The organism is Halalkalibacter urbisdiaboli (assembly GCF_002156385.1).
GTDB classification, from domain to species: Bacteria; Bacillota; Bacilli; order Bacillales; family Bacillaceae_D; genus Halalkalibacter_A; species Halalkalibacter_A urbisdiaboli.
The window spans coordinates 188186-201719 of the sequence record NZ_MVJM01000002.1; the positions used below are offsets into that span (position 1 = coordinate 188186).

Consider the following 13534-nt stretch of genomic DNA (forward strand, 5'->3'; position numbering starts at 1 on the left):
TTTGTTTGTATTTATTAAATATCAGGAATATACATGTTAATTCAAAGGAGAATTATCTTCATAATCACTCCTTTCACGTACACAATATGGTGTAGACCAAAAATTACTCTTAGGTGGTGAGTTGTATGAGTGATAACGTAAAGCAGCAAGAGCTGTTAGCTAAGTATGACAAAGAATCTGCTTATCGGATCGATTTGCAAAAATGGGCCTGGATTGTAAGTATTTTAGCCATTATGCTTACCCTCTTTCAGCTTTACACATCCTTTTTTGGTTTTTACGTAACGCTAATCCAAGGAGCCATTCATTTAGCCGGTGGGCTTTCTTTAATCTTTATATTATATCCCGCTAAGCGCTCGATGTTAAAAAAATCAGGAGTTCCTTGGTATGATGGTATACTCGCTTTATTAGCACTAGCTGTAAACTTTTATATCGTATTTGAATATACTCGTCTTGTAAGTCCTAAAATTACCATTTTAGGCTACTCTACACTTGATACAATTGTTGCAACATTTGGTGTTTTGCTTGTTCTTGAAGCTACGAGACGGGCTGTCGGTTTACCTATTGTCATTATTGCTATTATTGCATTAGCTTATGGATATTTTGGGAATCTTTTTCCTATTAAAGCGTTTCAACATGCAGGATTCGATTTTGATCGCTTAATGACACGGATGTTTTTTAATACAGAAGCCATTTTTGGTACACCGATTCGTATTTCTTCCACGTTTATTTTCTTGTTTCTTTTCTTTGGTGTCATGCTAACGAAAACAGGAATCGGGAAGTTTTTTAATGATTTAGCTTTCAGTGCAACAGGTGGAATGACAGGTGGAACCGCAAAGGCTGCAGTAACTGCTAGCGGACTTCAAGGGATGGTTACAGGATCTTCTGTTGCAAATACGGTTAGTTCCGGTTCGTTTACGATACCAATGATGAAACGTGCAGGCTTTAAGCCAGAATTCGCAGCCGGTGCAGAAGCCTCTGCCTCGACCGGTGGACAAATTATGCCACCAATTATGGGAGCGGCAGCATTCATTATGGCTAGTAACACAGGGGTTCCTTACCGTGAGATTATATTAATAGCAATCATTCCGGCATTACTATACTTTGCAGGAGTTTTTATGGGAACTCATTTCGAAGCAAAGAAAAATGGAATACTTGGTTTACCAAAAGAAGAGCTCCCTTCAAAAAAGGGGATTTTACAACGACTCGACTTATTAGCTCCACTTATCACCATTATTGTGATGCTTTATCTTGGCTACACACCTACAAGAGCGGCGCTTTTCGGCATTGGGGCAGCTGTTCTAGTTAGTATGTTCCGTAAAGATACGAGAATGAGCTTAAGAAATTTCATAGATGCACTTGAGCAAGGTGCTCGTGTCGCTCTCCCAGTAATTGCAGCATGTGCTACTGCTGGTATCATTGCCGGTATTGTAACGATGACTGGATTAGGGGGAAAAATTGCTGGTGGAATTATTGATCTTGCTGGCGGTGTTTTCTTCCTCGTTCTATTCTTTACAATGATTGCATGTATATTACTTGGAATGGGGTTACCAACAACTGCAAACTATGTTGTTACCGCTTCAATGGCTGCTCCTGCATTAGTCGCCTTTGATGTTCCAATGATTGCCGCACATTTCTTTGTATTTTACTTTGGGATTGTGGCAGATATCACACCACCTGTTTGTCTGGCCGCATATGCTGGCTCTGGAATAGCCAAGGCGAACCCGATGAAAGCCGGTGTGACAGCCTTTAAGCTTGCCATTGCAGCATTTATTATTCCGTATGCCTTTGTATCGAATCCTGTTCTTTTATTACAGGATTGGACCGTCGCTACGCTTGTCCCTGCAATTGTGACAGCATTATTAGGAATGATGGCTGTTAGTGGCTCGTTAATTAATTATTTTGTTGTAAAACCAACCATTATTGAGCGAGCTCTCTTATTCGCATCGGGGTTAGCTTTAATTTACCCTAATAATTTGTTTATCTCTCTAACAGGTTTGGCTGTTTTCGTCATTATAGTTATCATTCAATATTTACGCGAAAAGCAGTCTAAGAACGAATCAGGATTAGCCTCCTAGGGCCAACAAACAAGGTCACAAACCGAGGGTATTGAAGCAATGTGCGGAGCCGTTGCCATCTTTTTAAAAGCCTGCTATGAGGAGGGCACTGAAAAAGGGTGGGTTTCCCTTTTTTCAGTGCCCTCCTCAAACCGACCTTGTTTCGTGGCCCTTATTCATGAAAGACGTCAAAGGTGCCCCATAGTTCTTCGAGGCCTTTAAGGCGTTTTTCTACTTTTGTGTGTTCGGATCGGGTTACTGCGGTGATTATGGCGTTTACGATGCTTAGCGGAGCTGTAAAGGAGTCAATAAATGAATTTATCTCAGTTGGTGCGTGGAGCACTCTATCTCCATACGGGACAAGTGGTGACATAATATGGTCTGTGACGACCAAGGTTTTTGCTTGTCGTTGTTTTACATATTTTAATACTTCGACCGTTCGTTTTGTATAGCGCGAGAATCCAAATCCGATGACTAAATCCTCTTCACTTATATCAAGAAGGTGCTCAGAAACTCCATCAGCATGCTCGATAAGTTCAGTGTTTTGCAGGACTAAGTCTAAATAAAAGCTAAGGAACATCCCTAAACTTGCTGCACTTCGATAAGCGATAATATAGATTCGTTTAGCTTGAACGATATCGTTTACAGCATTTTGAAACACTATGGGGTCAACCTGCATTAATGTTGATTTAAGATTTTGAAGGTCATCTGAAATAATTTCATTTAATGTATGCTGTGGTGTATCTGTTTTATCGGTTGTTCTTGCAAACACTTCTGCAGCAGTCATTTTTCGTTGTAACGCCTCTTGTAAGTGGCGCTGTAAATCGGGATAGCCTTTATATCCAAGGAATACCGCAAATCGAACAACCGTTGCCTCGCCGACCTTTGCGTATTTTGCCAATTTTGAAGCTGTTAAAAACGGTGCTGTATCCGGATGAGCAATTAAGTAGTTTGCTATTTTCTTTTGAGATTTACTCATTTCTTCTTGTGCCTCTGCTATTCGTTTATAAATGTCATAATGAAGCATGCTCTCCCCCTCTTTGTTCAACCTCACCTTACCTTTTTAAACATTTCATTCTTTATTCTATCTCTTTATACTACATGAAACTGAAGGCGAATCCAATTAAGGTACTGCTCAAATGAAAGATTCGTTTCATTTTACAAAAAGTCTGAAATGTCAACAATCAAATACAACTTATTATAAGAGATTTTTGAAGGATTCCTTTCATATTCTATTAATTATTCAATTTTTCTTTCTTTTTTGACTATAATCGAAACTACTTGCTATAATTCTAGTGGTAGAAAAAATAAGCAAATAGGATGGTGATGAAGGATGGCTCAACCTAAATATGTCATGAATCTCGATAAGATTGAGCAAATACCAGAAGAAGAAAGAGAGAAATTAAAACAAATAACTGAGAAATTTGTATTCCGTGTCAATGAATACTATTTAAATTTAATTGATTGGAATAATCCGAACGACCCAATACGTAAATTAGTAATCCCTAATGAAGGTGAATTAGCTGAATATGGTCGTTGGGATGCTTCCGATGAAGATACAAACTATGTTGTCCCTGGCTGTCAGCATAAGTATAAAACGACTGCTTTACTAATCTGTTCAGAGGTTTGTGGAGCCTATTGTCGTTATTGCTTCCGAAAGCGACTATTTAGAAACGATGTAAAGGAAGCAATGTCAGATGTTGATCCTGGGATTGAATACATTGCAAACACTCCGGAAATCAACAATGTCCTCCTAACAGGTGGTGACCCTCTCATCCTTGCAACAAAGAAGCTTCGGATGATTATTGAAAGACTACGAGCCATCGACCATGTGAAAATTATTCGCATAGGCTCGAAAATGCCCGTTTTTAACCCTATGCGTATTTATGAGGATGAGGCCTTACTTGATTTGATTAAAGAGTATTCTACTCCTGATAATCGAATTTATATTATGGCCCACATAAATCATCCAGTTGAGATTACCGATGAAGCCAAAAAGGCATTCAAAGCATTGCATGATGCTGGAGCCATTGTTGTTAATCAAACACCTGTTTTAAAAGGGATTAATGCCGACCCTGAAGTTCTCGGAAGTCTACTTGATAAGCTTTCTTGGGCTGGTGTCACGCCTTACTATTTCTTTATTAATCGACCTGTTGCTGGGAATAATGACTTTGTACTTAGTTTAAAGGAAGCGTACCAACTTGTTGAGCAAGCAAAAGCAAGAACTTCAGGTCTTGGAAAACGGGTTCGTCTCTCTATGAGCCATACATCTGGAAAAATTGAGATTCTGGCTATTGAAAATGGAAAAGCTTACTTGAAGTATCATCAATCTCGTGATAATGAGTATGGTAAATTTATGGTCCTTGATTGTCCTGAGGACGCTGCTTGGTTTGATGACTTACCGGGTAATGAGCAATACTGGACACCACCAACGAAAAAAACGGATGAAGTAGTATCTGTAAATGAGATGCCTGACGTACCGCAAAAGAAACGCGTCAAGGTTACAACATAAGAACCTTAATAGGGGCTGTCTCAATAGCTTAAAGCGTACAATTCACTACGCCCCTTACGATAAGAACGTAGATGTAGCGACTACGCTCACTGCCGGCTGTACCAAAAGGTTAAAAAACACCCTCCTGGTACAAAGGCCACTGAAAAACTACTTCTTGAAACTCAAAGAAGAAGTAATACTTCCCACGTTGCGCGCCCTGCTATGAGAAAACTACTCATAGCAGGGCTTTCAAAACCAGGCAACGGCTCCGCACATTACTTAAAGGGCAGTGAAAAAGGGACCCCCTTTTTCACTGCCCTCCTGGTACAGCCTCTTCTATTTTACACATCAAAGTTTTTATAGGAGTAAGCAAGCTGTCATGGTAAAATAAAAAAAATGTCGATTTTCGAGGTGAGCATGGTTGAAGTGTTCTAGATGGCTTTTATTGCTTGGCGTGTTATCAATCCTTTCTAGTTGTGGACCAGATACACTTAAATCTGAGCAAGTCGACGCTATTGAAGCCTATAATAGCCACATTCATGTTTCCTTCACTGGAATGGAGAAAGGCGAATGGAATGGTGAAGAAGGCTTTTTTGTTTATATTGAGGCGAAATCTCTTTTAGATTATAAGACTGATGATTTTTCTTATACACTGCAACGTACTCTTTATGATGAACAATCAAGATCATATGAAACAAAGCATTCAGAAATCCTATCTACTGATATAAACAACCAACCTTTAGAGGATAGAACGGTGTTAATTAAACAATTTTTTAGTCCCTCCCCACCTAAAGATATTGATACTCTTGATATTCATGTTTTCGTTCGACCTGATTATTATACTCGCTCTATTCTTTTTTCGAATCTAAAGGATGGAGACACCAATATTATGAATAATGACTTCTACATCAACGACGTTAAAATAAATAAAAAAACATTAGCCTTTCGTGCTCATGATGTTCACGAAATTAAAGGCTTAGATGTCTCATTAATTCAAGACAAAGAACAAATTTATCCTTTCTTTCGCTCTACTGACTATAATGAAGAAACAAACGAGCTCTATGCAACCTATGAATTTGCTCAAGCGTTGCCTGAGGCGATCACGTTACAAATTACTAGACTTCGCTTACAAGAAAACATATGGGAATTTCCTTTAACGATTCCTGTCAACCTTAAATAACTGTACACTCCTTGAAAAGAAAGGCCTTCGCTTAAAGAACGAAGGCCTTTCTTTTTATTGCATCCACATTTTAAATAACCCTTCAGTAATTCCGAGGTTATACATATAATACACCCCAAAAACTAAGCTAATGAAGCCAGTCACTTGAGTCAACACTCTGTTGATAACAAGTTTGTTCTGGCTAAGTACAAATGGAATCCCTAAAATCGTTGTGAATACAAGCATTCCAATAACCGTACCCACTCCGAAAATTAGAATATAAAGGGCACCCTCTAGTAAACTTTCAACTGTACTCATTGTTAATAAAACCATTGCAGCACTTCCTGCGAGTCCATGAATCAGTCCGATAAACATTGACTTCAAATAGAAGCCTTTATGATTTATTATTTCTCCTTGCTTACGTTTAGCCTTTTGATACGATGTCATGGCAACATACCCGAAATAAACGAGCATCATACCTACCAAAAATTCTAATGACATTGCCCAAGCATCCGATATGGTTCCTTTCATCAAAATAATAACCATACCAATGATAAACAGAGTTAACGTATGACCAAGGCCCCAAAATACCCCTGCCAAAGAGGATTTAAATAACTTCTTGCTTTGGCTTGCAATCGTAGATACAGCGATAACATGATCTGGTTCGATCGCATGCTTTATCCCAAGAATGAACCCAATTCCTAATATTGACAATAAACCTAATTCCACCTTTTATTCCTCCCATTCTAAAAATAAAAAACATCCTTCTACATGTAGAAAGATGCATTACGTACAAATGGTACACTCTTACGTAACACTCCCTATACTCCCGTAGGTTTACACAGTGTTGCCCTTTATGGCAGGTCTCCTGACTTAGCATCATTCATCTCTTTCCCCTTCCCAGCTAAATAGCTAGTGGATTAAAAAAAGATGTCCGCATCACAGTGGCGGGTCCGTATCGGATTTACACCGAGTTTCCCTTTTAAGCAGTTGTTTGTTCAACTAGCACCATAAAGCACATTATTAAATTATTCTCTCATTGTAATATATTTTTCTACGAAATTCTTCCTTTTTTTAGAATCGTTCTTAAAATAGTAGATACTAGCGAAAAGGCTTAGTAAACAAATAGCCAATATAAAAAAAAGTTTCTCTCATTAAAAATTGGAATTTCACTTGAAAACTTTGATATACCGAGCTTCTCGTTGGTGATGATAAAACCGTCATTCCTTCGTGCTTAGCGATCATTATCGCTCTCTTCATATGTAGCGGATCACTAACAATTAAGAGTTTCTTAAAGCCTTGCACCTTAACAATCTCATGAGCATAGCTAAGGTTTTCCTCCGTAATTCGTGAAACGGTCTCAATAAAAATATTTTCCTCTGGCACTCCATATGATACCGCATATGATGCAGCTACTTCCGATTCAGCCTGTTCGTCTTCATTTCCTCTGCCTCCAGTAAAAATGATAAAATCTACGTACCCATTTTGATAGAGAGAGATGGCATGGTTGATTCTTTCCTTAAACACCGGAGATGGCTCGTCTCCCCACACAGCCGCACCTAAAACGATAGCAGCATCAGCTTTAGCGGTGTAATCCTGAAGACCGAAAGACCATATTCGATAACTAACAAATGCTGCCGAAAGAAAGATGAATCCAACAATCACTAATAACAACTGGAAACGATATCTCTTTAAGGTTGTCATTATCATAAGACCTACAACTCATCTGGTAAATGATGTTTATACATTTCCAGTGCATGGAGATTCTTTTGTAAAACATCTATCGTTTTGGGATGAGGAGTTGCAAAAATAATTGGATAATCTTTTTCATTTAATTCTGGATGAATTGTAAATGCTAGTTTTTCATGCTTGATTAGAAATTCGGCTTCTACGCCTTGCTTATTCCCACGAGCATCAATTCGAACCCAACACGAGTGAGAGGCGAGGTAAACTCCATTAAAGGCATGAAGCGCATAACCTTTATCTGGGCTGTCAAAAATCATCAGCCTTTGATAACAAAAACCTGTTGGAATATCTACGGAACGGAGCAGTGCTGCTAATAAATTCGATTTAGCATAACAAATACCCTCACTAAATTGAAGAACATCAGAGGCCTTACAGGTTATTCTGGAACTTTGGATGTCCCATGAATGAGCTATTTCGTCACGTACAAATTCAAAAGCAAGCCTTACTTTTTCAATATCAGACTGCTCATTATGAAATAATTGCTTTGCCTTTTCCTGAATAAGCGGGTGGTGATAATTAACAACACTAGACTCCTTTAAATACTCTTCAAGATTTGTAGTTTCGAGGATTAACTTCATCAAATAGCATCCTTTCTATTTCCAAATTACTTAAGAGCATCATATCACTCTATGTATATTTATTCAATCAATTTTATATTTATAGAAAACACACCGTACTACTCATGAAGTTTTTCAGCAAAAAAAACCGTATCTAAAACTCAATGAAGCAAAGTCAATTCGCTACGCACCTTATGAGGAGAAAACTGCTCCTCATAAGGCTTTAAAAGATGTAGCGACTTCACACATTGCTTTCTCTCCAATATTAGTTTAATTGTAGCTTCTTAAGCTCAGAAAAAACCTCTTCATAATCTTCTTTCTTTTTAGCATCAAACGATGTATTACTGAATTGTATACTCCCAGCTTTATCAACGACAAAGACAGAACGAATCGCTGTTTCACTTTCTTGATTAAATACTTTGTATTTTTTCACTGTTTGTTTATGCCAATCAGAGAGTAATGGATACGGCAATGTACCTAGACTAGCCGCAAATACATTATGAGCATAAATATGGTCAACACTTATCGCTAGCACTTCGGCATCTAACTTTTCGAAGCGTGTATAATCCTCTTTCCAAGAGGTGATTTCTTTAATTCAACCAGGTGTAAAATCAAGTGGATAGAACGCAACAACGACATTTTTTTTTCCTCGGTAATCCGTTAACGAAATTTTTTCTTTAAGTGTTGAGGACAATGAAAAGTCTGGCGCCATGTCGCCTACTTTTAATAGCGATTCCATTTGGTTGCCTCCTCCATTAAATATTTAAGTACCTCTTTATTTTCTCCATTGTTTCCTCTTATTAGACTGTTATTTGCTTATTAAAAAAAGTTAGCAATTTAATTCTCTAAACATGAAGAAAGCTTGTTGACGTCATCAAAGACCTTCAACAAGCTTTAACCTATTGCAACGTTTCTGGTTCTGGATAATCAATACCCTTCGTATCCACAGTGACAGTATCGATACGTTGATCCTCTAACGGTTTATCTTGACTATCTCGTTCTACCGAAACAATAGCATCAACAACGTCCATCCCTTCTACAACACGCCCAAATGCAGCATATTCGCCATCAAGATGTGGTGAGCCTTCAACCATAATAAAAAATTGTGAACCAGCAGAATCCGGAGACATTGAACGAGCCATAGATAGCACTCCACGCTCATGTGTTAACCAATTCTCAAAGCCGTTTGACGTAAATTCTCCCTTAATAGAATAACCAGGGCCGCCTGTACCATTCCCAGATGGATCACCACCTTGAATCATAAATTCAGGAATCACACGGTGAAAAATCAAGTTATCATAAAAACCTTTCTCAACGAGTGAGATAAAGTTTGCGACCGTATTAGGTGCGACTTCTGGGAACAGCTCAAGGACAATTTCCCCGCCATTTTCCATTGTTATCGTCACAATTGGATTCTCATCAGAGCTAGGAAAATCTGTTTGTTCACTAGTAGGATTCTGTTGTTCTCCAACTTGTTCGTTTTCAGATTGTGTACCACATGCAACTAATGGTAGGAGCATTGCAATAAAAATGAACACGCTTTTCATCTAAAACCCTCCTGCATTCCTTTATTCGTCATAGCAGACAATATTATATCACTATTTTTAAAAATAACTACAGTGTACTTAAAAAGGAAGTGCCGCTTTGTTTATATTTTTTGATTGCTTTATTAGCTTGTAAATTAAGAAAGTGCTAAACGCTAAAGCAATTACCATTAATAGAAATGGTATTTTTGGATCGAGTTTGTACGTTATTCCACCAATAATCCCAGCAGGAGAAATAAAAAGCAGTAAAAAAACTTGAAGGATTGAAAACATATTTGCACGATTGTCATCTTCAATTGCATTCGCTACAGCCGTTTCTAAATATGGGTTTGATAGTAATAGCCCCGTAGCAAGTAGGATTGTGCTTATAATTACCGTTGGAAGTCCGCCTTGTTGAGCAAAGAGTAATAAAATCAACGCCAGTATTGAACAGACGAAACCGACTATCATATATTGATGCTGTCGTTCTTCTTTAAATTTCGGAATAACAACGATTAATAATACAAGCATACAAATGGAAGAGATAGCGGGAAATAATGCAATAGTAGAATCCCTGAAAGCTAGTACATCGACTAAGTAAATGGATAAATACGTGTTTTGTAAGACGAGTTGAAATTGAAACAAGATGTATACCATGAAGATAATCATTAATTGTTTATTCTCTATGATGCTTTTAGCGAGTTCAATATATCGCTTCCATTCTTCACCTATATTTAATTGGCCGGAGTTCTTCCGTTTTCTGATACCTATTTCACTTTCAACCGTTGTAAAGTGTCTAATAATAAACATTGTCGTCATACTAATAAAAGCAATCGCGTACATAACTCTCATGGCTGGAATAAGTGACATTTGACTTACAAGTAATCCTGCCAGAGGGGCAAATAATCCACCAACTACTGTTATAAACTGAAGAACGGTAAACACAGCAGAGCGTTTTTTCGGTTCGGTATCTTCTACAATTAAACAAGTCCAAGCTGTATGCGGTATTTTTTGAAAGCCATTAATAATGGCGGCAAAGAGAAAGAACCAAAAGTTTTGCGAAATTGACCACAGAAGTGTCGCAACTGACCAACTGAATAAGTCAAAAACAAGCAATGCATTTTTCCTTCCTAACCAGTCTGTTAAAAATCCGCTTAAAAATGAGGAAACTATTTGGACAATAAGCCCAATACTCGTAATGAACCCAATTTGCATTTCATTTAGACCAAGCATAAACATATACACGGATGCGTATGTCATAAATAAGCTATACGGGATGATAAATAATGGTTCAACAAGCATGCATGCTCTTGCATTTCCTTGAATATGTCTAAACAAGCGCTTCCCCTCACCTTTTAAAATTTAAATAACCATTTCATATAATAAAACAGCTAAAATCATGAGACGACTTTAGCTGAATACTCCATTATGTGTCCTATCTTCTAATATAATTCAAACTCATAAAAAGGCAAGGCTTCTTTTAAGTCTGATAACACACTATCCCCGTCTAACTCTTGTCCTTTTTCACTTCTCATAAATACCTCGGTTATCGTCGGCCCAAGCTCTTGAACGACGTACGCCTGAAAATCAAACATACCATTATCTGCATGAAACGTACTATCATGCACCTCTTTATAGAAGGAATGATAATCATCAATCTTTATGCTTATTGTTTGTTCATTTTCGATTGAGAGCTTATAAGGAAACCCATACGTGTACAGCTCTAATAAATGAATCGGTCGCTCATTTGAAACGTAGCGTACAGATTTATGCTCAACTACTCTTGCCGTTTTTTCAGAAATAATAATATCTCCATGATATGCGGTTGAAATCCATTGTTCATGTAATGCAAAATACACCGTTCCAGCTAGAAGCGTTAATCCAAACGCCACAATATTTTCTAGCTTTTTCCTCGGCTCTTTTTCCTTTTTTCGAAGCCATTTACTTAAAAGCACACTACTCGCGAAAATAAGTGCTAGCATGCATAAAATTAATAGAGTTTCGAATAACCATGTCTCTAAAATGATTGTCATTTCTCCTCCACACCTTTTTTTCTTTCCATATTTGATCGGCCTTGTAAATGTTTTTCTCTTTTAAGTCTAGTCCATACTAAAGATGAAAATACTTCTAATAGGATGATCGTTTCTACGTACTCTAAGTTATGGTATCATACAGTACGATAGGAAAGAAGAGAATTGAGGGATTAAGCCATGAAAACCGTCGTGACGACGTTAAATGCAAAATACATTCATACCTGTCTAGCCTTACGCTGTTTAAAGGCTTATGCAGAGCCAGATTTCCCAATAGAAATGGTTGAATATACGATTAAAGACCCTGTTATGAATATCGTTTCTGACTTATTTGAACGCAAACCTGATGTTGTTGGCTTTAGCTGTTATATCTGGAACATCGAAGAAACGATAAAAGTGATTGAAATGGTCAAAAAAGTCATGCCAGAAACAAAGGTTGTATTAGGTGGACCTGAAGTGTCTTACGATACAAAAGAATGGTTACAAACCCTTAATGATGTAGATTTTATTGTTGTAGGCGAAGGTGAGGAAACCTTTAAACAACTATTAGAAGAAATCAGTACAACACAAAAGTACCATATGGTGTTCGGACTTGCTTATCGTAAGGGTGAAGAGGTAATCATGACCGCTCCACGACCAAAGTTGAAGCTTGATGATATCCCAACACCCTATCGCTTTCCAGAAGATCTTGATGGTTTAAAGAAGCGGGTTACCTATTTTGAAACAAGTCGCGGCTGTCCGTATAGCTGTCAGTTTTGTTTATCTTCCATTGAAGTTGGTGTTCGTTATGTAGATATCGAGCGGGTAAAGTCCGATCTTCTTTACTTGATCGAAAGCGGTGCTAAACTTATAAAATTCGTTGACCGGACCTTTAACATTAAACGTGATTACGCACTGGAAATTTTCAAGTTTTTGATTGAGAATCATCAAGGCTGTGTTTTTCAATTCGAAATCACTGCCGATATTATGAGACCTGAGGTGTTATCTTATTTAAATGAGAACGCTCCTGCTGGTATTTTCCGATTTGAAATTGGTGTTCAATCAACCAATGATGCTGTCAACGAGCTAGTCCACCGCCGCCAAAACTTCGAAAAACTAAAACGTACAGTAACAATGGTAAAAGATGGTGGGAAAATTGACCAGCATTTAGATTTAATTGCTGGTTTACCTGAAGAAGACTATCAGTCATTTCGGAATACGTTTAATGATGTTTTTGCAATGCGACCTGAAGAGCTCCAGCTAGGGTTCTTAAAAATGCTGCGTGGGACAGGCTTAAGACTTCGAGCTGCTGACCACGATTATGTATATATGAATCACTCACCGTATGAAATATTAAAAAATAATGTGCTTTCATTTGCGGAAATTGTGCGGATTAAACGTGTAGAAGATGTACTCGAAAAATACTGGAACGATCATCGAATGGACGCGACGATCGAATATTTAGTTGAGCATGAATTCTCTTCACCGTTTGATTTCTTTCAAGAATTTGGTGATTACTGGGATTCGCAAGGTTGGGCAAGAATCGGTCACCAGCTTGAAGATTTATTTACACGGTTGTATCAGTTTTTACAAGCTCAAAACCGTTCGAACCTCCACCTAATCAAAGGCTTAATGATGGTTGATTATTTCCGAAATCACAAGCACAAACCGCGCAAAACATGGTGGAGCTTCTCTTTAACCAAGGAGAAGCAAACAAGTTACTTACAGGCCATTACTGAACAAGCAATGACGGTTTCTACTCAATTTGCTGCCCTAAATTTGTCAGAGAAGGAGCTTCATAAGCATACGATGATTGAAGTCATCCCGTTCTCTCTAGATACGTATTTGAACGAAGGGAAGATGCTCGAGCGTGATGAGTTATTGATTGCTTATTTTGATCCAAAAACTCATCAATCAAACCTCTATTCAGTCCCAATTGCTTCGCTTTCATTGAAACAGCTAATCTAAAAGGACAAAGTAATGTGCGGAGCCGTT

Annotated in this window: 12 protein-coding genes and 1 riboswitch; of the genes, 4 read left to right on the forward strand and 8 right to left on the reverse strand. The window is 37.9% G+C overall.

The features are described 5' to 3' along the window. The first annotated feature begins 125 nt into the window (after positions 1-125). Positions 126-2075: a TRAP transporter permease gene (locus tag B1R93_RS08820; RefSeq protein ID WP_088103617.1), complete on the forward strand. Its 1950-nt coding sequence runs from the start codon at positions 126-128 to the stop codon at positions 2073-2075. A gap of 151 nt (positions 2076-2226) precedes the next feature. On the opposite strand, the gene B1R93_RS08825 is transcribed toward B1R93_RS08820, so the two are convergent. Further along, positions 2227-3081, reverse strand: coding sequence for a MurR/RpiR family transcriptional regulator (locus tag B1R93_RS08825; RefSeq protein ID WP_088103618.1), 855 nt, complete (start codon positions 3079-3081; stop codon positions 2227-2229). 306 nt (positions 3082-3387) lie between these two features. Between B1R93_RS08825 and B1R93_RS08830 the strand changes: the two genes are divergently transcribed. Next, positions 3388-4566 (forward strand): KamA family radical SAM protein, encoded by a 1179-nt coding sequence (locus B1R93_RS08830; protein ID WP_088103619.1) that lies wholly within the window; start codon positions 3388-3390, stop codon positions 4564-4566. 400 nt (positions 4567-4966) lie between these two features. After that, positions 4967-5725 (forward strand): hypothetical protein, encoded by a 759-nt coding sequence (locus B1R93_RS08835; protein ID WP_133058628.1) that lies wholly within the window; start codon positions 4967-4969, stop codon positions 5723-5725. Positions 5726-5779: 54 nt separating this feature from the next. On the opposite strand, the gene B1R93_RS08840 is transcribed toward B1R93_RS08835, so the two are convergent. The 7 genes from B1R93_RS08840 to B1R93_RS08875 all read right to left on the reverse strand — a co-directional run bounded on the left by B1R93_RS08840 (position 5780) and on the right by B1R93_RS08875 (position 11563). After that, a complete protein-coding gene (locus B1R93_RS08840; RefSeq protein WP_088103621.1) occupies positions 5780-6433 on the reverse strand; it encodes a HoxN/HupN/NixA family nickel/cobalt transporter in 654 nt (217 codons plus the stop codon). Positions 6434-6545: 112 nt separating this feature from the next. After that, positions 6546-6732, reverse strand: a riboswitch (cobalamin riboswitch). 73 nt (positions 6733-6805) lie between these two features. Then, positions 6806-7414, reverse strand: coding sequence for a YdcF family protein (locus tag B1R93_RS08845; protein ID WP_245308246.1), 609 nt, complete (start codon positions 7412-7414; stop codon positions 6806-6808). Between the two features lie 5 nt (positions 7415-7419). Beyond that, complete coding sequence (locus B1R93_RS08850; protein ID WP_088103622.1) at positions 7420-8028, reverse strand: transglutaminase-like domain-containing protein; 609 nt, start codon at positions 8026-8028, stop codon at positions 7420-7422. Between the two features lie 244 nt (positions 8029-8272). Beyond that, a complete protein-coding gene (locus B1R93_RS08855; protein ID WP_342587519.1) occupies positions 8273-8746 on the reverse strand; it encodes a redoxin domain-containing protein in 474 nt (157 codons plus the stop codon). Positions 8747-8906: 160 nt separating this feature from the next. Continuing rightward, positions 8907-9554, reverse strand: a complete 648-nt coding sequence (locus B1R93_RS08865; RefSeq protein WP_088103625.1) for a peptidylprolyl isomerase — start codon at positions 9552-9554, stop codon at positions 8907-8909. Positions 9555-9632: 78 nt separating this feature from the next. Further along, entirely contained in the window at positions 9633-10868 is a 1236-nt protein-coding gene (locus B1R93_RS08870) for an MFS transporter (RefSeq protein ID WP_245308247.1), read from the reverse strand. A gap of 104 nt (positions 10869-10972) precedes the next feature. Further along, the gene (locus tag B1R93_RS08875; RefSeq protein ID WP_088103626.1) at positions 10973-11563 is read right to left on the reverse strand and encodes a hypothetical protein; all 591 of its coding nucleotides are present in this window, start codon (positions 11561-11563) and stop codon (positions 10973-10975) included. 177 nt (positions 11564-11740) lie between these two features. On the opposite strand from B1R93_RS08875, the gene B1R93_RS08880 reads away from it, so the two are divergent. Next, entirely contained in the window at positions 11741-13507 is a 1767-nt protein-coding gene (locus tag B1R93_RS08880) for a B12-binding domain-containing radical SAM protein (protein WP_088103627.1), read from the forward strand. The last annotated feature ends 27 nt before the right edge of the window (positions 13508-13534 follow it).